18 protein-coding genes and 1 pseudogene are annotated in these 20,498 nt (G+C 70.2%); all 19 read left to right on the plus strand.

What is annotated here, in order from left to right:
- The first annotated feature begins 193 nt into the window (after nucleotides 1-193).
- A pseudogene (locus Q7W02_10465) lies at nucleotides 194-355 on the plus strand (BON domain-containing protein).
- A 232-nt stretch (nucleotides 356-587) separates the two neighbouring features.
- Nucleotides 588-1,607: a hypothetical protein gene (locus Q7W02_10470; GenBank protein MDO8476593.1), complete on the plus strand. Its 1,020-nt coding sequence runs from the start codon at nucleotides 588-590 to the stop codon at nucleotides 1,605-1,607.
- A gap of 106 nt (nucleotides 1,608-1,713) precedes the next feature.
- Nucleotides 1,714-3,240 carry an acyl-CoA carboxylase subunit beta gene (locus Q7W02_10475; protein ID MDO8476594.1) on the plus strand — a complete coding sequence of 509 codons (1,527 nt, stop codon included), beginning with the start codon at nucleotides 1,714-1,716 and terminating at the stop codon, nucleotides 3,238-3,240.
- Nucleotides 3,241-3,245: 5 nt separating this feature from the next.
- Nucleotides 3,246-4,031 carry an enoyl-CoA hydratase-related protein gene (locus Q7W02_10480; protein ID MDO8476595.1) on the plus strand — a complete coding sequence of 262 codons (786 nt, stop codon included), beginning with the start codon at nucleotides 3,246-3,248 and terminating at the stop codon, nucleotides 4,029-4,031.
- Nucleotides 4,032-4,033: 2 nt separating this feature from the next.
- Nucleotides 4,034-5,209: an acyl-CoA dehydrogenase family protein gene (locus tag Q7W02_10485; protein MDO8476596.1), complete on the plus strand. Its 1,176-nt coding sequence runs from the start codon at nucleotides 4,034-4,036 to the stop codon at nucleotides 5,207-5,209.
- A gap of 63 nt (nucleotides 5,210-5,272) precedes the next feature.
- Nucleotides 5,273-6,445, plus strand: a complete 1,173-nt coding sequence (locus Q7W02_10490; GenBank protein MDO8476597.1) for a thiolase — start codon at nucleotides 5,273-5,275, stop codon at nucleotides 6,443-6,445.
- Entirely contained in the window at nucleotides 6,442-6,849 is a 408-nt protein-coding gene (locus Q7W02_10495; protein MDO8476598.1) for an OB-fold domain-containing protein, read from the plus strand. The genes Q7W02_10490 and Q7W02_10495 overlap by 4 nt, the downstream gene beginning before the upstream one ends.
- A gap of 68 nt (nucleotides 6,850-6,917) precedes the next feature.
- Nucleotides 6,918-8,264 (plus strand): AMP-binding protein, encoded by a 1,347-nt coding sequence (locus Q7W02_10500; protein ID MDO8476599.1) that lies wholly within the window; start codon nucleotides 6,918-6,920, stop codon nucleotides 8,262-8,264.
- 53 nt (nucleotides 8,265-8,317) lie between these two features.
- Nucleotides 8,318-9,088 carry an ABC transporter ATP-binding protein gene (locus Q7W02_10505; protein ID MDO8476600.1) on the plus strand — a complete coding sequence of 257 codons (771 nt, stop codon included), beginning with the start codon at nucleotides 8,318-8,320 and terminating at the stop codon, nucleotides 9,086-9,088.
- The gene (locus Q7W02_10510; GenBank protein ID MDO8476601.1) at nucleotides 9,078-11,018 is read left to right on the plus strand and encodes an AMP-binding protein; all 1,941 of its coding nucleotides are present in this window, start codon (nucleotides 9,078-9,080) and stop codon (nucleotides 11,016-11,018) included. Before Q7W02_10505 ends, Q7W02_10510 begins: the two co-directional genes overlap by 11 nt.
- The gene (locus tag Q7W02_10515; protein MDO8476602.1) at nucleotides 11,015-11,917 is read left to right on the plus strand and encodes a branched-chain amino acid ABC transporter permease; all 903 of its coding nucleotides are present in this window, start codon (nucleotides 11,015-11,017) and stop codon (nucleotides 11,915-11,917) included. Before Q7W02_10510 ends, Q7W02_10515 begins: the two co-directional genes overlap by 4 nt.
- A gap of 4 nt (nucleotides 11,918-11,921) precedes the next feature.
- Nucleotides 11,922-13,010, plus strand: coding sequence for a branched-chain amino acid ABC transporter permease (locus tag Q7W02_10520; GenBank protein ID MDO8476603.1), 1,089 nt, complete (start codon nucleotides 11,922-11,924; stop codon nucleotides 13,008-13,010).
- A gap of 37 nt (nucleotides 13,011-13,047) precedes the next feature.
- Complete coding sequence (locus tag Q7W02_10525) at nucleotides 13,048-14,298, plus strand: ABC transporter substrate-binding protein (protein ID MDO8476604.1); 1,251 nt, start codon at nucleotides 13,048-13,050, stop codon at nucleotides 14,296-14,298.
- The gene (locus Q7W02_10530) at nucleotides 14,295-15,092 is read left to right on the plus strand and encodes an ABC transporter ATP-binding protein (GenBank protein MDO8476605.1); all 798 of its coding nucleotides are present in this window, start codon (nucleotides 14,295-14,297) and stop codon (nucleotides 15,090-15,092) included. Before Q7W02_10525 ends, Q7W02_10530 begins: the two co-directional genes overlap by 4 nt.
- Before the next feature lie 40 nt (nucleotides 15,093-15,132).
- A complete protein-coding gene (locus tag Q7W02_10535) occupies nucleotides 15,133-15,897 on the plus strand; it encodes a 3-oxoacyl-ACP reductase family protein (GenBank protein MDO8476606.1) in 765 nt (254 codons plus the stop codon).
- Nucleotides 15,894-17,057, plus strand: coding sequence for an acyl-CoA dehydrogenase family protein (locus tag Q7W02_10540; GenBank protein ID MDO8476607.1), 1,164 nt, complete (start codon nucleotides 15,894-15,896; stop codon nucleotides 17,055-17,057). The genes Q7W02_10535 and Q7W02_10540 overlap by 4 nt, the downstream gene beginning before the upstream one ends.
- Nucleotides 17,058-17,083: 26 nt before the next feature.
- Entirely contained in the window at nucleotides 17,084-18,601 is a 1,518-nt protein-coding gene (locus Q7W02_10545; protein MDO8476608.1) for an AMP-binding protein, read from the plus strand.
- Nucleotides 18,598-19,746 carry an acyl-CoA dehydrogenase family protein gene (locus Q7W02_10550; GenBank protein ID MDO8476609.1) on the plus strand — a complete coding sequence of 383 codons (1,149 nt, stop codon included), beginning with the start codon at nucleotides 18,598-18,600 and terminating at the stop codon, nucleotides 19,744-19,746. The genes Q7W02_10545 and Q7W02_10550 overlap by 4 nt, the downstream gene beginning before the upstream one ends.
- 32 nt (nucleotides 19,747-19,778) lie before the next feature.
- A complete protein-coding gene (locus tag Q7W02_10555) occupies nucleotides 19,779-20,354 on the plus strand; it encodes an enoyl-CoA hydratase-related protein (protein ID MDO8476610.1) in 576 nt (191 codons plus the stop codon).
- The last annotated feature ends 144 nt before the right edge of the window (nucleotides 20,355-20,498 follow it).

Genomic DNA, 20,498 nt, shown 5'->3' on the forward strand with positions numbered 1-20,498 from the left:
TGAAGAAGACGACGCGCTCGCCGTCACGGAAGATGGCCAGCGAATCCGTCACCTCGTGCGCACCGGGCGGGACGAGCGGCAGGCGGGCGGTCAGGGCCATGGCAACCTCCACATGTTGCCACTATTATGCCGCATACACCCAATCAAGTCAAGCGAAAACCTCAGGTTTCGCGCGGCATGTCAGGAGCCCTGCAATGTCCAAACGTTCAAGGGCATGGTCCAGTTGAGCGGCCTCGTCAGATCTCAGGCGGACATCGACAAGGCGGTCCAAGTCGCCGGCGCGATCGCGGGCGTGAAGTCCGTCAAGAATGACATGCGGGTCAAGGGGGGGGGAGGTCGAGCCGTCACTCGCTGAAGCTCTGAAGAGCCTAAACTTCGGGAACGGCGGTCCTCCCCCCATAGGGGAACAGTGTCCACGAAACCGGTCACCTCCACTGTCCCCCTCAGGGGTGGTACAGTGAGCATCCCGAAAGCCGTTCACTCTCCACCAAACCGGGGCAACTCCAAACACGTGACGCTGGTCCGGCGACGGGCGGAGGCGGTGCCGGTTTAGCAATGCCCGCCGCCGCGGCTGGGGGGGTGAAGAGATGACGACGGCGCCGATTCACGAGTGGGGGCGGCGGCTGAGCGATGCCATCCGCGCGGCGCTCGATGCGGGCGATCTCCACGCCGCCCGCAGGCTGGCGCTCGAGGGCGACGGCCAGGCGCGGAGCCTCGCCAAGGAGTACGCGTTCATGTATCGCGGCCTCGGCATCACCGTCCGTGTCCTGCTGCGCCTCCTGGCCGACACCGCCTCGGCGGAGGTTGCCGAGCTCGCACGCCGGTTCCGGCTCGACATGGCACGGCTGATGGCCCCGACGGACAGCGATGAGCCGGCGGCGGCTTATCCTACAGACGGGCTCGACGAGGAGCTGAGGCGCGCCGCGCGCTGCCTGGAGGCAGGCGAGGAGCGATTCGACCAGGAGCAGGCGCGTCTCGCGGATGAGGTCGTCCTGGCCATCGAGACGGGCGACGTGGGACGGGCCCATGCCTGCCTCGACCTGAAGGAGGGGGGCCACTACGTCCCCCGGCACGATCGCCTGATCCGCTTCATGGCCGAGAGCTTCGGCTGGGTGCTGCGCCGCTCGGGACCGACCGCGCTGCTGGATCTCCACGTCGCGATGGCGGAGGGACAGCGCCGAGGGTTCGAGCGGTGGGAACAAATGTCCCCCGAAGAGTTCGCCTGGACGAGCGCGTACCTCTTGAAGCAGCACATGGGACGACTCCAGGTCACGGAGGACGCGGAGAAGTTCACCATCGAGCAGTCGCGCTGCGGGAGCGGAGGCGCGCTCGTTCTCCGCGGCGCCTACGCGGGGCCGGAGGCGCTGCCATACGTGGAGGGGCCCGGCCCGCTCACGGCGGGTGAGCCTCGCCTGCCCGTGTACTGCAGTCACTGCCCGATCTGGAACGGCGTCGCGCCGCTGCGATGGTTCGGCCGACCCCACTGGGTCTTCGAGCGGCCGTCGCGTCCCGACGGGTCGTGCACGCTGCACATCTACAAGCGCCGCGATGGCGCGCCCGCCACGTACATCCGTGCCCTCACGGCGCCGGGGGACGGCGGCTTGTGATTTGGGTCATAATGCCGGTCACCGGCAGGGCGTAGTCGGGTTAACGTGCCCGTTTGCCCGGAGGGCTTGATGCGAGAAGCAGGCTCTGAGACTGGAGGAGCGTTGCATGTCCCTTGACGAGGAACTGGTTCGGCGACTCGAGGCCGTGCGGCAGGGCGGGCGTCCGGAGTACCACGCCAAGCTGCGGGCCGAGGACAAGCTCTTCGTCCGGGAGCGGCTCGACCGCCTGCTCGACCCCGATTCGATGGTCGAGGAGGGCGCGCTCGCTCGCTGCGCCGACGACGGACTTCCCGCGGACGCGGTGGTCACGGTCACCGGCAAGATCGGCGGCCGGCCGGTGTGCGTCATGGCGAACGACATGACGGTGAAGGCCGGCACGTGGGGCCGCACGACGATCCAGAAGATCCAGCGTATCCAGGAGATCGCCAGGGACGCCGAGCTCCCGATGCTGTACCTCGTCGATTCCGCGGGCGGCCGCCTGGACGAGCAGTTCGACATCTTCGTGGCACGGAACCACGCCGGGCGCATCTTCCACAACCAGATCCAGATGTCGGGCGTCGTGCCGCAGATCTGCGTCCTGCTGGGGCCCTCGCCCGCCGGCTCGGCCTACATCCCGGCGTTCTGCGACCTGGTCATCATGGTCGACGGGCATGCCTCCGCCTACCTCGGCTCGCCGCGCATGTCGGAGATGGCGACGGGCGAGAAGGTGACCATGGAGGAGATGGGCGGCGCGCGCATGCACTGCAGCGTGAGTGGTCTCGGCGACGTGCTGGCGGCCAGCGAGGAGGAGGCCCTCCAGCTGGTCACCCGGTATCTCACGTACATGCCGCGGAGCTGGCGCGAGGCCCCGCCCGCCGCGGCGCCGGCCGCGCCGGCCGCGGGCCGCCCCATCGACGAGATCGTCCCGGCCGAGCAGAACCGGGTCTTCGACATGTACCAGGTGATCGACCGGCTGGTGGATGAGGGCAGCTTCTTCGAGACGAAGCGGCTCTTCGCCCCCGAGCTCATCACCGGGCTCGCCCGGCTCGACGGCCGGGTCGTCGGCGTGGTCGCCAACCAGCCGAAGGTCAAGGGCGGCGTGCTCTTCAGTGACTCGTCCGACAAGGGCGCGAGGTTCGTCTGGCTCTGCAACGCGTTCAACATCCCGCTGCTGTTCCTGGCCGACGTGCCGGGCTTCATGATCGGCAGCCAGGTCGAGCGGCAGGGGATCATCCGCCACGGCGCGAAGCTCCTCTTCGCCGTGGCCGAGGCCACGGTGCCGAAGATCTCGGTCATCGTGCGCAAGGCCTACGGCGCCGGCTACATGGCGATGTCGGGCGGCTCCTTCCTGCCCGACGCGTGCATCGCCCTGGCCACGGCCAAGCTGGCGATCATGGGTCCGGAGGCGGCGATCAACGCGATTCATCTCAACACGATCCAGTCGCTCGACGGCCCGGAGCGCGAGGCGTTCATCCGCGAGCGCCGCACAGAGTACAACGAGCGGATCGATATCTACCGGATCGCCTCCGAGTTCTTGATCGACGCGGTGGTGCCGGGCCGCGACCTGCGCGAGGAGCTGAGACGGCGCTTCGACGCGTATGCGGCAAAGCCCCGCCGCCCGGTGCGGCGGTGGAACGGGGTCATCCCCGGATGACCCCGGTGACGAGTGAGCGCGAGGTCGTCCTCGCTGTCGACGGCGCCGTCGCCACCCTCACGCTGAACCGGCCCGCCGCCATGAACGCCATGGGCCGGCGCTTTGCCGACGATCTCGAGCGGGCGCTCGCCGAACTGAGGGCGACGCCCGGCATCCGCTCGGTGGTCGTCACCGGCGCCGGCGATCGCGCGTTCTCGGTCGGCGGCGACATCAAGGAGCGCGGGGCCATGAGCCTCGACGAGCGCTGGAGCCATGCCCTCCGCCTGGGGCGCTGCTTCGACGAAATCGAGACCTTCCCGGTGCCCGTCATCGCCGCCATCAACGGCTACGCGCTCGGGGGCGGGATGGAGCTGGCCGTCGCCTGCGACATCCGGCTCGCGTCGGACCGGGCCGAGGTCGGGCTTACCGAGGTGCGGATCGGTGTCTTTCCCGGTGCCGGCGGCCCCGTGCGTCTCACACGCCTCGTGGGCAAGGGCATCGCCAAGCTCGCGCTGTTCAGCGGGCGACGCTTCCCCGCGCGGGACGCCGGCGCCCTCGGGCTCGTGGACGTCGTGGTCCCCCACGACCGGCTGATGGCCGAGGCGCGGGGGCTGGCCGGAGAGATCGCCGCCAACGGTCCCCTCGCCGTCCAGGCGCTCAAGCGTCTGGTCAACGCGTGCTACGAGGCCGACCTCGCCTCGTCGCTGGAGCTGGCCCGCGCGCTGCGCCGCCCGCTCGACCACACCCAGGATATGCTCGAGGGGGTCCGCGCGTTCGAGGAGAAGCGGGCCCCGCGCTTCGAGGGCCGCTGACGGTGGATTTCGAGCTCGACGAGGCGCAGCGGGCGGTTCAGCAGGGCGTGCGCCAGGTCGCGCGCGCGTTCGACCTCGACTACTGGCGCGAGGTGGACGCGCGTCACCGCTTTCCCGAGGAGTTCTGGCGCGCCCTCGCGGATGGCGGCTGGCTCGGCATCGTGATCCCGCCCGAGTACGGAGGCAGTGGCCTGGGGACGCTCGAGCTCGCCCTCGCCATCGAGGAGGTGGCCGCGTCAGGAGCGGGCGCCGCCGCCGGCTTCCTCTTCATCCTGAACTCCGTCTTCGGGGCCGTCACCATCGTGAAGCACGGGAGCCTGGAGCAGAAGCGCCGGTACCTGCCCGGCCTCGCCAACGGCACGCTGGAGTTCTGCATGGCGCTCACCGAGCCGGACGCCGGGACCAACACGTCGCGCCTCACCACGACCGCCCGGCGGGACGGCGACGGATGGCTGGTCAACGGCCAGAAGGTGTTCATCTCGGGTGCCGACCGGGCGGGGGGCATGCTGCTCGTCGCGCGCACGGCCTCGCCGGAAGGCGACGGGAGCTGGACCCGCGGACTGAGCCTCTTCCTGCTCGATCCCCGGAGCCCCGGCATCGACATCCGGCCGATCGAGAAGCTGGGCATCCACATGTCCTCCACCAGCTTCATCCACTTCGATCAGGTCCGCCTTCCCGCCTCGGCGCTCGTCGGCGAGGAGGGGCGGGGCTGGCGCATGCTGCTCGACACCCTGAATCCCGAACGGATCGCGACGACGGCGACGTGCGTGGGGACGGGGGACCTCGTGCTGCGCCTGGCTGTGGACTATGCCCGCGAGCGGAAGGTCTTCGGCGCGCCGATCGGAACGCATCAGGGCCTGGCGTTTCCGCTCGCGCAGTACAAGGCGCAGCTCGAGCTCGCGCGGCTCATGAACTACCGGGCCGCGTGGGCGTTCGACCGCGGGTTGCCGTGCGGCGCCGACACCAACATGGCCAAGTACGTCGCCGCCGACGCCGCCTTCCGCGCCGCGGACCAGGCGATGCAGGTTCACGGCGGCTACGGGTACACGACCGAGTATCACATCGAGCGGTACTGGCGGGACCTGCGACTCTTCCGCACCGCTCCCGTCTCCCAGGAGATGACGCTCAACTACATCGCCGAGCACGTGCTCGGCCTCCCGAAGTCCTATGGCGGCTGAGCGACTCGAGGAGGGGCGCATGATCCGGCGCGGCGTGATCGCCACGGGGCACGGAGCGTAGCCGTGGGCAGCTACGCGGGGCAGGTGGCCATCGTGGGGGTCGGGGAGACCCCGGTCGGCAAGGTCCCGGGCCGCAGCGCGCTCTGGTTCAACGCCGAGGCCACCCGCCTGGCGCTCGCGGATGCGGGCATCGACAAGCGCCAGGTCGACGGCCTGCTCACGTGTCCCAGCTTCGTCGCGCCGTTCCACCGCATGAGCGTGGCGGTGAGCGAGTACCTCGGCATCCAGCCCACCTTCTCGAACACGGTGAACGTCTCCGGAGCGTCGGCGGCGGCCTCCATCAGCCTGGCGGCGGCGGCCATCCACGCCGGCCTCGCCGAGACCGTCGTCGTCTGCTGCGGCGACAACATGCTGTCGGGCATGACGCGGGACCTCGCCGTGAAGGCGCTGATCGAGAGCCGCGACCCCCAGTACGAGGCGCCGTTCGGGCTCCTGGTGGCCACCACCTTCGCGCTGACCGCCCAGCGTCACATGGCGGAGTACGGCACGACGCGCGAGCAGCTCGCGCGCGTGGCGGTGATCACCCGGGAGCACGCGCGGCGCAAGCCCGGCGCCCACATGACGGCGCCCCTCACCGTCGACGACGTGATCGCGTCCAAGCCCATCACGACGCCGTACCACATGCTCGACTGCGCGCTGATCAGCGACGGGGGCGCCGCCCTCGTGCTGACCGCCGCCGAGCGGGCGCGCGACCTGCGCAGGGAGCCGGTCTACCTCCTCGGCGCCGGGGAGAGCTACACGCAGGAGCACATCTTCTGCGCCGAGTCGATCACGACCACCGGGGCCCGCATCTCCAGCGGCAAGGCCTACGCCATGGCCGGGGTGGGCCCCGGGGACATCGACGTGGCGGGCATCTACGACTGTTTCACGGGCACCGTGATCATGATGCTGGAGGACCTCGGCTTCTGCCGGAAGGGCGAGGGCGGGCCGTTCGTGGAGGCCGGGCACATCACCTTCGGGGGCCGGATCCCCATCAACACCCACGGCGGGATGCTCTCGTACGCGCATCCCGGTCTCCCGGGCGGCTTCTTCCACATCGTGGAGATGGTGCGGCAGCTCCGGGGCGAGGCGGACGGTCGTCAGGTGGAGGGGGCGGAGCTCGCGCTCTGCCACAGCCTGGGCGGCGGCTTCGCCACGAACGCGACCATCATCCTCGGCACGGAGCCCCGCGCATGAGCGCCGGGAAGCCGCTGCCGCGCATCGACGACGACACCCGCGCGTACTGGGCCGGGCTCGCGCGCGGCGAGCTGCTGCTCCAGCACTGCCGGGACTGCGGGTACGTGCAGTTCTACCAGCGCGCGCTCTGCGGCCGGTGCCTCGGCGCGGGCCTGGAGCACCGGCCGGCGAGCGGCCGCGGGACCATCTACAGCTTCAGCACCGTGTATCGGCCGCCGTCGCCGGAGTTCAAGGACGACGTGCCGTACACGGTGGTGCTCGTCGAGCTCGCGGAGGGGCCGCGGATGATCAGCACGCTTGTCGATGCCCCCCCCGAGACGGTCGGGCTCGGCCAGGCGGTGGAGGTCGTCTTCGATACCATCACGCCGGAGGTGGCGCTCCCGCGTTTCCGGCGCGTGGACTGACCGTGCACGTGAAGCGTGCGGCGGGGGCGTGAGGCGTGACCGGCGGGGCTCATAGGAGATCGCAGGGCATGGACGAGAGGTTCTGGCACGAGATCGAGGGACAGCCGTGGGCGGAGGTGCAGGCGATCCAGGAGGCGGCGCTGCGGCGGCAGCTCGGGTACCTGGAGGGGACTTCCGCGTTCTACCGCGACAAGCTGCGCGCGGCCGGTGTGCAGTTCGACGCCGTCAAGACCGCCGCCGATCTTGCGCGCGTGCCGCTCACGCTGAAGACGGAGCTGCGCGAGAGCCTGGCGGCCCAGCCGCCGCTTGGCCGGCACCTGGCGGCGCCGATGAGCAAGGTGATCCAGATCCAGGCCTCGTCGGGGACGACGGGGAGCCCGTCCTACGTCGGGCTCACCCACCACGACATCCGCGTGTGGTGCGAGATGGGCGCGCGGACCATGTTCGCCAACGGCTTCCGGCCGGGCGACGTCTGCCTCCACGGGTTCTCGATGAGCAAGGGATTCGTCGGCGGCCTTCCGATGGTCCAGATCCTCCAGTACCTGGGCGTGTGCGACATCCCCGTCGGCGCCGACGCCGGCGTCGAGCGCTTGCTGCGCGTGTGTGCCGATCAGCGACCGCGGGTGATCACCGGCACGCCGTACTTCACGATCTACCTCGCCGAGCAGGCCCCCGCCGTGCTCGGCCGCGAGGCCAAGACCCTCGGAGTCCGGAACATCTCGGTCGGCGGCGAGCCCGGGGGCGGGATTCCAGCCGTGCGCGCGAGCGCGGAGGCGCTGTGGGGAGCCGAGGTCCGGGAGATGCTGGGCGGCACCGACCTCGGCTGCACCTACTGGGGCGAGTGCGAGGACAAGAGCGGCATGCACTTCTGCGCCCAGGAATTCATCCTCTTCGAGGTCATCGACCCGGAGACGGACGTGCCCCTGCCGCTCGAGGCCGGGGTGAAGGGCGAGCTCGTGTACACGGCCATCGACCGGGAGGCTTCGCCGCTTCTCCGCTTCCGCACCGGCGACCACGTGGAGGTCCTCGGCACCTCCTGCCGGTGCGGCCGGACCTCGCCGAAGATCCGGTGCTTCGGGCGCACCGACGACATGCTCATCGTGCGCGGGGTGAACGTCTTTCCGTCGGCGATCAAGGACGTCGTGGCGCGCCTCAAGCCGCGGGCGACCGGGGCCATCAAGGTCGTCGTCGACTTCCCCGGGCACACCACGCAGCGGCCGCTCCGGGTCAAGGTCGAGCACGGCCACGGCGTCACCGCCGCCGACCGGCCGGCGCTCATCGCCGAGCTCGAGCGCAGGCTCCGCGAGGCGCTCGCCTTCCGCCCCGTGGTGGAGCTGGTTCCCCCCGACACCTTCGAGAAGCCCGGCGTGCAGAAGATCTCGCTCATCGAGCGGGTCACGCCGGCGACGCCGTGAGCGACGCCGCCAGCCCCGCGGTCCCCGAGGCGGCGCCCGCCGCGGACGGCGCGATGCTGCGCTGCGAGGGCGTCTCTCGCCTGTTCGGTGGTATCGCGGCGCTGACCCGCGTGGACTTCACCGTGCACCGCGACGAGATCGTCGCGCTCGTGGGTCCCAACGGCAGCGGCAAGACCACCCTCGTCAACGCGATCACCGGCTTCTACCCGCCCCAGCAGGGGCGGATCATGTTCGACGGCGCCGACATCACGGGGCTGCGCCCGCACCGGGTGGCACAGTGTGGCATCGCCCGCACGTTCCAGAACCTCGCCCTCTTCCGCGGCATGAGCGTGCTCGACAACATCCTCCTCGGCCGTCACATTCACATGCGCCCCGGGGCGCTGAGCACCGCGTGCTACTGGTGGTGGGCCCGCCGCGCCGAGGTCCTCCACCGGCGCGTGGTGGAGGAGATCATCGACTTCATGCAGCTGGCGCCGGTGCGCCACGAGCCGGTAGAGATCCTGCCGCTGGGGCTGCAGAAGTGCGTGGAGCTGGCGCGGGCGCTGGTAGCGGAGCCCAAGCTCCTGATCCTCGATGAGCCCATGACCGGGATGAACCAGGAAGAGAAGGAATACATGGCCCGGTTCATCCTCGACGTCCACGCGGAGCGGCGCCTCCCGGTGCTGCTGATCGAGCATCACCTCGACGTCGTGCTCGGGATCTCGAACCGGATCGCCGTCCTCAGTCACGGCGAGAAGATCGCCGAGGGCGTCCCGCGAGAAGTCGTCACCGATCCCAGGGTCGTCTCGGCGTACCTCGGGGGAGTTGCCCGCGATGCGGCGTGAGTTGGGCTTCGCTCAGCCCGGCGAAGTCGCCGCGCCGCCGGCGTCGGCGACGTTGATCGAGCTGCTGTCCCGCAACGCCCTTCAGATGCCGCGCGTGGTGGCCCTGCGCGAGAAGGACCTCGGCATCTGGCAGGAGTACACGTGGCGGCAGTACTTCGACGAGGTGCTGGCGCTCGCCGCGGGGCTGGACGCGCTGGGGTTCGCGGACGGCGACGCCCTCATCATCCTCGGGGACAACCGGCCGCGGCTGTACTTCGGGATGCTGGCGGCATCGGCCTTGCGCGGCGTCCCGGTGCCGGTCTTCCCGGACGCGATCGCCGACGAGGTGCGCCACATCGTCGGCAGCTGCCAGGCGCGCTTCGCCCTCGCGGAGGACCAGGAGCAGGTCGACAAGCTGCTCGACCTCCGCAAGCACATCGGGCACCTTGACGTCCTCGTCTACGACGACGCGCGCGGCCTCGGCACCTACACCGAATCGGGACTCCTCGCGTACGCCGCCGTGAGGACGAGCGGCGTGGAGCGGCTGGAGACGCAGCCCCAGCTCCGGGACGCCCTCCTCCGCCGGGCCGGCCCCGGCGACCCCGCCGTGCTGCTCCACTCCTCGGGGACGACAGGGACGCCGAAGGGCGTCATGCTGGAGCATGGCCAGCTGCTCGCCGCCGTGCGGAACGGCGCTGCGGGCGGGTACTTCGAGGCGGGCGAGGAGATCGTCGCCTACTTGCCGATGGCGTGGGTCGGCGACTTCGTCTTCTCGGTGGCCGCCGCCGTCGCGCTCGGGTTCACGGTGAACATCCCCGAGCGGCCGGAGACCGTACTGCAGAACCTCCAGGAGATCGCGCCCACCCTGTACTTCGCGCCTCCCCGCAGCTGGGACCAGATGCTGACCCACGTGCACGTCCGCATGGAGGAGGCGCCGCGGCTCAAGCGCTGGCTGTACCATCGCCTCATGCCGGTGGCCGTCGACATCGAGCGGGCGCGCCTGGAGGGCAAGCCGACGTCCCTGGGCCGGCGCCTCGTCCGGAGTCTCGGAGAGCCCGTGATCTACGGCCCGCTCAAAGACCACCTGGGACTGTCGCGCGTCCGGCGCGCCTACACCGGTGGCGAGGCGATCGGCGAGGATGCCTTCCTCTTCTTCCGAGGTCTTGGGGTCAACCTCAAGCAGATCTACGGCCAGACGGAAAACTCGGCGCTGACGTCGGTGCAGGCCGACGACGAGGTGCGCCTGCACACGGTCGGCCGGCCCTTGCCCGGCGTCGAGGCCCGGATCGGCGAGGCCGGCGAGGTCCTCCTGCGCTCGGAGAGCCTCTTCAAGGGATACCTGAACAACCCCGAGGCGACGGCGAGCGCGCTGCGCGACGGGTGGTTCCACACCGGTGATGCCGGATACCTGGAGCCGGACGGTCAGCTCGTGATCCTCGGCCGCGTCGAGGAGGTCGTGCAGACGCGCGGTGGCCAGCGATTCGTGGCGCAGTACGTCGAGAACCGCCTCAAGTTCAGCCCGTTCATCCGGGAAGCCGCCGTCCTCGGCGCCGGGCGCGACCATCTCGCCGCGCTGGTCTGCATCGACTTCGACGCCGTCGGCCACTGGGCGGAGGTGCGGGGCATCTCCTACACCTCCTACGCGGATCTCTCGCAGGAGCCCGAGGTCTACCGGTTGATCGGCGAGCGCATCCGCCACGTGAACCGCCTCCTGCCTCCGGAGCTGGCCATCCGGCGCTTCGTGAACCTGCACAAAGAGTTCGACCCCGACGACGGGGAGCTGACCCGCACCCGCAAGCTGCGACGCGGGGTCATCGAGGAGCGCTACCGCCCGATCATCGAGGCGCTCTACAGCGGCCGGCGCGTCATCGACGTCGAGGCGCGCATCACTTACGAGACGGGCGAGACGGGGACCATCCGCCGGCAGCTCACGCTGGACGACGTCGCATGACGGACATCTACGCGCGGCTGGCCTACCCCGCCGAGCTCGCCGCCAACGGCGCGCTGCTCGGGCTCATGTACGCGCTCGTCGCGCTCGGCATCGTCCTCGTCTACAAGTCGTCGGCGGTGGCCAACCTCGCCCACGGATCGCTGGTGATGCTGGGCGCGTTCGTGACGTGGGCCATCACGACCCACCTCCGATTTCCGCTGGGGCTGGCCCTGGTGGCGGCCGTCCTCGTCATGGCCGCCGTCGGCGCCGGGATCGAGCGGCTCGCGCTCCGCCGCATGGCCGGCCAGCCGCTCATCATGATCCTCATGCTCACCCTCGGCCTCGAGATCATGCTGCGCGGGCTGGCGCCCGCCATCTGGGGGGCGGGCAGCAAGCCGTTCAGCATCGGCATCAGCCAGGACCCGTTCTTCGTGGGCGCCCTCCTCATCAACCGGGTGTACCTGGCGGGAGGCGCGCTCGCGCTCGTCCTCATGCTGCTCTTGATGCTGCTGTTCCACACCCGGCTCGGCGTCGTGCTGCGCGCGGTGTCGGACGACTATGTCGCCTCGTGGTCGGTCGGGATCTCGGTGGAGCGCGCCATCGGCCTGACGTGGGCGATTGCGGGCGGGCTGGCCACGCTCGCGGGAGCGGTGTGGGCCTCGGTCCAGGGGATCGACTGGACCCTCTCGCTGCTGCTGCTCAAGGCGCTGGCGGTCGCCATCCTCGGCGGCCTGGACAGCATCGGAGGCGCTGTGGTGGCCGGGCTCCTGGTGGGCGTCCTGGAGAGCGTGATCTCGGGCTACCTCGATCCGCTTGTGGGCGGGGGCACCAAGGAAGTGGTGGCGGCGGTGGTGATCCTGCTGACGATCCTCTTCAAGCCGCACGGCCTTTTCGGCCGCGAGATCATCGAGCGGGTGTAGCGACGTGTTCTACCGCCGCGCCGGAATCCGCCACACGAGTTACGAGACCGACTCCCGCGTCCTCCCCATCCCGTTCGAGCGGCGCCTGCTCGGGCTGCTGGTGGTGCTCGCCCTCACGGCGCCGGCCTGGCTGCCGGACCTGTACTTCAGCGGCTATCTCCTGCCGTGGATCATCTGGAGCGCGGCGGCGCTGAGCCTGAACGTGCTCATGGGGTGGGCCGGCCAGGTACACCTGGGCTTCGCGTCCGTCATGGCCGTCGGCGCCTACGCTTCCGTCCACCTCGTGCGAGCCGGCGTGCCGTTCGTGCTGGCCCTCGTCGGCGCCGGACTCGCGGCCGCCCTCGTCGGCTCGATCTTCGGCGTGCCCGCCGTCCGCGTCAAAGGGCTGTACCTGGCCGTCAGCACGCTCGCGCTGCAGTACGTGGTCGACTGGGTCCTCGTGCACGTGCCCGCCATCAGCGGGGGCGCGCAGGCCACCCTGCAGGTGCCGGCGCCGCACCTGCTCGGTTGGGAGCTGGCGTCGGACAGCGCGCGCTACTACCTCGCCTTCGCCTGGTGCTCCGCCGTCGCGCTGTTCACGCTGAACATGCGCCGCACCGCGCTCGGGCGCGCGTTCGTTGCCGTCCGCGAGAAGGACTATGCGGCGGAGGTGATCGGTGTCAACACGTACCGTTACAAGGCGCTGGCCTTCTGGATCAGCTCGTTCCTGGGCGGCGTCACCGGCGCCGTGCTTGCCTTCGCGTACTACCGCGTCGTCACTCCGGAGCAGTTCAGCCTCGACGTCTCCATCCAGGTCGCCGCCATGGTGATCACGGGTGGGCTGCACAGCGTGGTCGGCAGCTACTTCGGCGCCGGCTTCGTTCTCCTGGCGCCCATCTTCCTCGACCGTTTCCTGCGGGCGGGCGCCACGCTTCTCGACGTCGCCGTCCCGTCGACCACCCTCGCCCAGCTGCCGCTCGTGCTGTACGGGGGCCTCATCGTGGGGTTCCTGCTCATCGAGCCCCTCGGTCTGGCCAAGGTTTACGACAACGTTCGCAACTACTTCCTCGTGTGGCCGTTCGGGTATGCCCGCAAGTCGGGGCTCGGGCGGTGATGTTAACAACGCAGTCGTGACACTACGGAGGATCGCCATGAAACGAGCTTTCATCGTCGTGCTCGCGCTGGCCCTGGTCGGCACTGCCGGGAGCCCAGCGCCCGCGCAGGACAAGGTCATCAAGTTCGGCTTCCCCGCCGACTTCACCAAGGTCTACACCTTCATCACCGAGGAGTGGATCCAGGGGTCCGTCGACTACCTGCAGTACGTCAATTTGAAGGGAGGGGTGGGCGGGTACAAGCTCGAGTGGCTCATCACCGACCACGGCAACGAACCCCAGCGGGGAATCGAGGCCTACGAGCGGTTCAAGCGTGAAGGGGCCACCATCTTCGACCTCGTCAGCACGCCCGTCTCGCGGGCGGTGCTGCCCCGTGCGTTGAAGGACAACATGATCGTGGTCATGCCGTTCCACGGCCGGTCCGACGTCGCCGACGGCTCCGTCTTCACGCACTTCTTCTCGCTGGGGGCGAACTACTGGTCGCAGGCGGCCGCGATCACGAAGTACACGCTCGACCAGGAAGGCGGGAACCTCAAGGGCAAGAAGTTGGCGCTCGTGCACATCGACTCGCCCTTCGGCAAGGAGCCCATCCCGGTGTTCGAGGAGCTGAGCAAGCGGCTGGGGTTCGAGCTGGGCCTCTTCCCGTACCCGTCGCCCGGCAACGAGCAGTCCGCGACGTGGACGCAGGTCCGCCGCTTCCGGCCCGACTGGACCATCCTCTGGGGCGCCGGCGTCGGCCAGCCCGTCTCCATCCGCGAGGCCATCCGGAACGGGATGAACCTCGAACGCGTCATCTCCGTCATCTGGGTGGCGGAGAAGGACATGCAGGTGGTCGGCGCCCAGCAGGCGCGCGGCCTGCTGCGTTTCGAGGCCGCCATCCCCGGCCGCGACACCGCCATCGTCCGGGGGATCCTGAGCGAGGTGTACCAGAAGGCGGGCAAGGGCCACGGGAAGATCGAGAACGTGGGCACCACCTACTACGTGATCGGCATCAACGCGGTGGCGCCCGTCGTGGAGGGCATACGGATCGCCCGGGAGAAGTTCGGCGAGCCGGTGACCACGGAGAAGATCCGGCAGGCCATGGAGACGCTCCGGGACTTCGACGAGGGCGGGCTGATCGCGCCGATCACCCTGACTCCCAAGGACCACGAGGGCGGCGGCTTCGGCCGGATCAGCCAGTGGGACGGGACGAAGTGGGTGCCGAAGAGCGGCTGGTTCAACGCCTACCGGGAGATCGTCTGGGACCTCGTGAAGAAGTCCGCGGAGGAGTTCCAGCGGTCCGGCAAGTGACCGAAGCGATCCTCGCAGTCCGCAACGTCGAGGTGATCTACGACCGCGTCTTCCTCGCCGTCAAGGGCGTCTCGCTGGAGGTGCCCGCGGGCGGTATGGTGGCACTGCTCGGCGCCAACGGCGCCGGGAAGAGCACGATGCTGAAGGCGATCAGCGGGCTGCTCGGTCCCGAGCGGGGCGACGTCACCCGTGGCGAGATCCGGTTCGCGGGGCGGGACGTCCTCCGGCTCGGTCCGGCGGAGCGGGTCCGTCTCGGTCTCGTCCACGTGCTCGAGGGACGGCGCGTCTTCGAGCATCTGACGCCCGACGAGAACCTGCTGGCGGCGTCGACGGTCCACCGGGACCGTCGACGCGTCGCCGAGCTCAGGGAGCGGGTGTACGAATACTTTCCGCGCCTGCCCGAGCGTCGAAAGGCGCAGGCCGGGTACCTCTCCGGTGGGGAGCAGCAGATGCTCGCCATCGGGCGGGCCCTCATGACCGGGCCGAAGCTGCTCCTGCTCGACGAGCCGAGCCTCGGCCTGGCGCCCGCGCTGGTGATCGAGATCTTCCGGATCCTCGTCCGTATCAACCGCGAGGAGCGCGTGAGCATCCTGCTCGTCGAGCAGAACGCGACCGCGGCGCTGGACGTGGTGCACCACGCGTACCTCCTCGAGAACGGACGCGTCGTCATGGAGGGAGCCTCCGACGTGCTCAAGAAGAACCCCGACATCAAGGACTTCTACCTGGCCGGCGCCGGCGCCCTGAACTACCACGAGGTGAAGCACTACCGGCGCCGCAAGCGGTGGCTGGCGTGAGGGTTCCAGGTGGCCGGCCCGCGCCGGTGGCGGTGATCCCGTGAGCGAGGACGGCCGGGTACTCGCCGGCCGCGTGGCCCTCGTTACCGGCGCCGGGCGGGGCATCGGGTATGCCATCGCGCAGGCACTCGGCGGGGCCGGGGCGACGGTGGCGTGCGCGGCGCGCTCGCTCGATCAGGTCGAGGCCGCCGCCGCCGCCATCCGGGCGAGGGACGGGAGCGCGCGCGCGTTCCACCTCGACGTCGCGCGGGCGGAGGACATCGCGACCCAGCTGGAGGCGATCACGCAGGCCCTGGGGCCGATCGACGTCCTCGTGAACAACGCCGGCATCACGCTGCAGAAGCGGGCCCTCGAGCTGACCGATGAGGAATGGGAGCGGGTCCTCGCCACCAACCTCACCTCGATGTTCCGCCTCGCCCGCGCGGTGGCCCCGTCGATGATCACGCGGGGCGGCGGCAAGATCATCAACGTCGGCTCGCTGTGGGGAAAGATCGGGGTGCCCCAGTTCCTGGCGTACTGCGTCAGCAAGGCCGGTGCCGATGCCCTGACCCGCTGCCTCGCCGTGGAGTGGGCCCGCCACGGCATCCGGGTCAACTGTCTCGCCCCCGGCTACATCCGCACCGACTTCTCCGTCGACGCGATGGCGGACGAGCAGACGCGGGCGCTGATCCTCTCCAGGATCCCGCTCCGCCGCCTCGGGGAGCCGGACGAGATCGGACCGCTCGCCGTGTACCTGGCGTCCCCGGCGTCGGACTTCATGACGGGGCAGACCATCTACCTCGACGGAGGAGAGGGGAGTTCATGATGACGGACGCGGCCTGGGTCGAGGACTACGGCCTCGAGCGGGAGCACCGGGAGTTTCGCGATCATTTCCGCCGCTTCGTCGCCGACAAGGTGGAGCCGCTGGCCGCCCTCGGCGAGCGGGAGCACCGCTTCCCGCTCGAGGTCTACGCGGTGCTGCGCGACAGCGGGTTCCTCGCCGTGAACTTCCCGGTCGAGTTCGGCGGCGCCGGCGGCGACCTCCTGATGGGCTGCATCTTCTACGAGGAGTTGACGCGCGCCTCCGCCGGCGTCTCCGCGGGCGTCTTCGCGCACCAGCACTTGGCGGCAGGCTCCGTGCTCCACTTCGGGACGGACGAGCAGAAGGCGGAGTTCCTGCTGCCCGCCCTGCGGGGCGACCGGATCGGCGCCTTCGGCCTCACCGAGCCCGATGCCGGCAGCGACATCCGCGGCATCCGCACCACGGCCCGGGCCGACGGCGGCGACTTCGTGCTGAACGGCAGCAAGCTGTACATCACGAACGGATCCATCGCCGATTTCATGCTGGTCGCGGCCCGGACGGGCGAGGGGCGGACGGCCGGCGCCCTGTCCATGTTCATCGTCGACACCCGCGATCCCGGCGTGGTGGCGCGCGAGCTCGACAAGGTCGGCAACCACTCGTCGTCGACGTGCTTCGTGAGCCTGGAGGACGTGCGGGTGCCGGCGCGCCGGGTGCTGGGCGAGCTCGGGCGCGGCCTCGGGCAGCTCAAGGAGACGCTCACGGAAGGGCGGATCCTCGTCGCCAACCGCGGCCTCGGCCTCGCCCAGCAGGCCTTCGAGCTGATCCTGCACTACGCGGGGGAGCGGCGGGCCTTCGGCGTCACCATCGGGACCTTCCAGGGCGTGGCCTTCAAGATCGCCGCCATGGCGGCGCAGGTGGACGCCGTGCGGCTGATGATCTACCGCGCGGCCCGCCTGCGCATGGCCGGCCGCGACTGCGTCCGCGAGGCGTCGATGGCGAAGTACCTGGCGAGCGAGGCGGCGGTGCGCGTCACGAGCGATGCGCTCCTGCTGCACGGTGGGGCGGGCTACATCGAGGAGATGAGGATCGCGCGCCTCTACCGCGACGCGCCCGAGGCGTGGATCGGGGAGGGCACCAACGAGATTCAGCTCAATGTCATCGCCCGGTCGCTGGGGCTCCTGTGACCGGCATGGCTCAAACGATCGATGGAGTGTTTTCGGAGGCTGCGCGCCGGGCCGGCCGCGCGACCCACCTGGTGCTGACCGATGGGCGCCCCGTCCCGTACGCCGAGACGCTCGAGCGCGCCCGGCGCCTGGCGTCCGTCCTGGCCGGGGCGGGGATCGGCGGCGGTGATCGGGTCGCGATGTTCATGCGGAACTCGCGCGAGCTGTTCGAGTCCTACATCGCGTGCGGCCTCGTCGGCGCCGTCGCCGTCCCCGTCAACGGCCTCAACACCGCCCGCGAGAACGGGCTGCTGTTCGCCGACTGCACGCCGGCCGCCCTGGTGGCGGAGGCATCCCTGCTCGACCGGGTCCCGGCCGAGGTGCTGCCCGGCTCGCTCACGCTGAGGCTGGTCACGGTGGGGACCGCGCCCGGCTGGCGGTCGTACGACCAGGCGATCGAGACGGCAGGGGAGTCAACGGCGCCGGAGCCGAGCCGAGCCGAGGCGCCGGCTCTCATCATCTACAGCTCCGGGACGACGGGGACCCCGAAGGGCATCGTGCTCAGGCAGCAGGGCGTCGTCGACAACGCCCGGCTGGCGTCGGGCGTCCTCGGCTACCGCGACTCCGACCGGTTCCTCACCCTCCTTCCCACGTACAGCAGCTTCGGCTTCGCCTTCGATTTTCTGCACGCTGGGCTGGTCGGGGCGAGCACGGTCATCACGCCGACGTTCGATGCCGTGGCGGCGGTCGAGCTGATTGAGCGCCACCGGGTCTCCTGCCTGGCCGGGGTGCCGACGATGTTCGTCCGCATGGCGCAGCACATGGCGGGCCGTGACCTGACCTGCCTCCGGCTGATCGACGTGGGTGGCGGCCCGGTGCCCGAGAAGCTCAAGGAGGACCTCCGGAGATCGCTCGGGGTGGAGACGCTGGAGAGCTACGGGCTCACCGAGATCTCGCCGGTCGCCACCGTGCAGCGCCCGGGGGAGCCCGTTCGCCCGGGCTCCTGCGGGCCCGCCCTGCCGGAGATCGAGGCTCGCGTTGTGGACGCGGGCGACCGCGACCTTCCCGCCGGCGCGCCGGGGGAGCTCCTCTTCCGCTGCCGGACTCTCATGATCGGCTACTGGAACCAGCCCGAGCTGACGGCCACCACGCTGCGCGACGGATGGCTGCATTCCGGCGACATCGGGACCATGGACGAGGACGGGCACCTCTACATCCTCGACCGCCTCAAGGACATGATCGTGACGAGCGGCAACAACGTGTACCCCAAGGAGGTGGAGACGGTCATCTTCGAGCACCCGGCGGTGCAGTCGGTGGCGGTGGCCGGCCTCCCCGACGAGGTCCGCGGCGAGACCGTGCACGCCTTCGTTGTGCTCCGTCCGGGCGCAGCGGCCACCGCCGCGGAGATCATCGAGCACTGCCGGCGAAACCTCGCGCGCTTCAAGGTCCCCCGCGGGATCACCTTTGTCGATGAGATGCCGCTGACGGGCTCGGGGAAGATCCGGCGGTTCAAGCTGCGCGAGCTGGCGCGCGCCCACGCGGCCGCCGCGGGAGAACGGGAATGAACAAGTACTTCCTCACGGACGTGCAGCGCGAGTTCCACGAGATGGTGCGGCGGTTCGCCGAGGAGCGGATCGCGCCGCTCGCGGCCGACATCGACGAGCGTGACGAGTTCCCGGCGGGGCTGTTCCGCGAAATGGCCGGCCTCGGGCTCCTCGGGGCGCCGTACCCGCCGGAGTACGGCGGCGGGGGCGCCGACTGCGTCATGGTGGCCCTGCTCCTCGAGGAGGTGTCGCGCGCCTCCGGCGCCGTCGGCAGCTCGCTGAACGCGCACATCAGCCTCGCGTCGTCGGTCCTCGCCGGGCACGGCACGGAGCGGCAGAAGCAGAGCTATCTCGTCCCCCTCACGACCGGCGCCAAGATTGGCGCCTTCGGCCTCACCGAGCCGAGCGGCGGCTCCGATGCCGCGGCCTGCCGGACGCGGGCGGTGAGGACCGGCGATCACTACCGGATCACCGGGACCAAGGTGTTCATCACCAACGCCACGGTGGCCGGCATTTTCGTGATCACCGCCCGCACCGGCGACGAGCCCGGCTCGCGCGGTGTGTCGGCCTTCGTGCTGGAGCGGGAGACCCCCGGGTTCACGGTGGGCAAGGCCGATCGCAAGTACGGCGTGCACGGCTCGCCCACCGCGATGCTGTACTTCGATGACGCCCGGGTTCCCGCCGAGAATCTCATCGGGCGGGAGGGCGAGGGATTCCGTCAGTTCGCCCGCACCCTGGACCGCGGCCGCGTCAACGTCGCCGCGCTTTCGGTGGGACTCGGCCAGGCGGCGCTCGATGCGGCGACCACGTACGCCCGGCAGCGGGAGCAGTTCGGGAAGCCGATCGCCGCCTTCCAGGGCGTGCAGTGGCCGATCGCGGAGGCGGCGACCGAGATCGAGGCCGCCCGCCTGCTCACCCTCAACGCCGCACGGATGGCCGATGCGGGCCTGCCCATCAAGCGGGAAGCCGCGATGGCGAAGTTCTTCGCGGCCGAGGCCGCCCTGCGCGCCTGCAACTCCGCCGTGGAGATCTTCGGCGGCTACGGCTACATGCGCGAGTACCCGGTGGAGCGCTACCTGCGTGACGCGAAGCTGTACCAGATCGGCGAGGGGACGAGCCAGATCCAGCGGATGATCATCGCCCGCGAGGTCCTCGGGCGCTTCTAGCCCGGCGCCGCGGTGGACAGAGAGGGGGCACCATGGGAGATTCTGAAGTTCTGCTCGAGCGGTCGGGCTCGATCACCCGCGTCATCTTGAACCGTCCCGAGCGGCGGAACGCGCTCGGCGTGCGGACGCTCCCGGCGCTGAACGGGGCGGCCGCCGCCGGTGGGGCTGCGCTCGCCATGGCCTGCGACATCGCCATTGCCGCCGAGAGCGCTCGTTACGACTTCGTCTTCGAGCGCATCGGCCTCGCCTCCGCCGACATGGGCTGTACGTACCTCCTGCCGCGGATCGTGGGCCCCGTACGCGCGAGCTACCTGCTGCTCGCGGGCGGGAGCGTGTCGGCGCGCGAGGGGCTGGCGCTGGGGCTCTTCGCGGATGTCGTGCCCGACCGCGCCCTCGACGAGACGGCGATGCGGGTGGCCGAGCGAATCGCGGCGGGCCCCCGACGGGCCTCCTTCATCAGCAAGCTCGCCCTCCGGCGAGGAGAGAGCCTCGACCTGGACACGGACCTCGAGTACGAAGTGTACCTGCAGAGCTTCGCGTTCCGGAGTGACGACCACAAGCGCCGCCTGGCGGCCTTTCGCGGGCAGCGGCGAGCGAAGCCGCAGTGACGTCGCCATGCGACTCGACGGTTCATAAGGAGACACCGCGCAATGGATTTCGCCTCGTCCCCGAAGGTCAGGATGCTGGTCGAGCAGCTCGCGGCATTCATGGCGCGCCAGGTGTATCCGAACGAGCGGGTGTTCTACGAGCAG

It is taken from the genome of Candidatus Rokuibacteriota bacterium (assembly GCA_030647435.1).
GTDB lineage: Bacteria > Methylomirabilota > Methylomirabilia > Rokubacteriales > CSP1-6 > AR37.

Bases quoted from the DNA above. Each gene is read 5' to 3' on its own strand.
- Q7W02_10500 (MDO8476599.1), top strand. From the start codon at position 6,918: ATGGACGAGAGGTTCTGGCACGAGATCGAGGGACAGCCGTGGGCGGAG.
- Q7W02_10540 (MDO8476607.1), top strand. From the start codon at position 15,894: ATGATGACGGACGCGGCCTGGGTCGAGGACTACGGCCTCGAGCGGGAG.
- Q7W02_10470 (MDO8476593.1), top strand. From the start codon at position 588: ATGACGACGGCGCCGATTCACGAGTGGGGGCGGCGGCTGAGCGATGCC.
- Q7W02_10550 (MDO8476609.1), top strand. From the start codon at position 18,598: ATGAACAAGTACTTCCTCACGGACGTGCAGCGCGAGTTCCACGAGATG.
- Q7W02_10495 (MDO8476598.1), top strand. From the start codon at position 6,442: ATGAGCGCCGGGAAGCCGCTGCCGCGCATCGACGACGACACCCGCGCG.
- Q7W02_10555 (MDO8476610.1), top strand. From the start codon at position 19,779: ATGGGAGATTCTGAAGTTCTGCTCGAGCGGTCGGGCTCGATCACCCGC.
- Q7W02_10525 (MDO8476604.1), top strand. From the start codon at position 13,048: ATGAAACGAGCTTTCATCGTCGTGCTCGCGCTGGCCCTGGTCGGCACT.
- Q7W02_10515 (MDO8476602.1), top strand. From the start codon at position 11,015: ATGACGGACATCTACGCGCGGCTGGCCTACCCCGCCGAGCTCGCCGCC.
- Q7W02_10510 (MDO8476601.1), top strand. From the start codon at position 9,078: ATGCGGCGTGAGTTGGGCTTCGCTCAGCCCGGCGAAGTCGCCGCGCCG.
- Q7W02_10475 (MDO8476594.1), top strand. From the start codon at position 1,714: ATGTCCCTTGACGAGGAACTGGTTCGGCGACTCGAGGCCGTGCGGCAG.
- Q7W02_10505 (MDO8476600.1), top strand. From the start codon at position 8,318: ATGCTGCGCTGCGAGGGCGTCTCTCGCCTGTTCGGTGGTATCGCGGCG.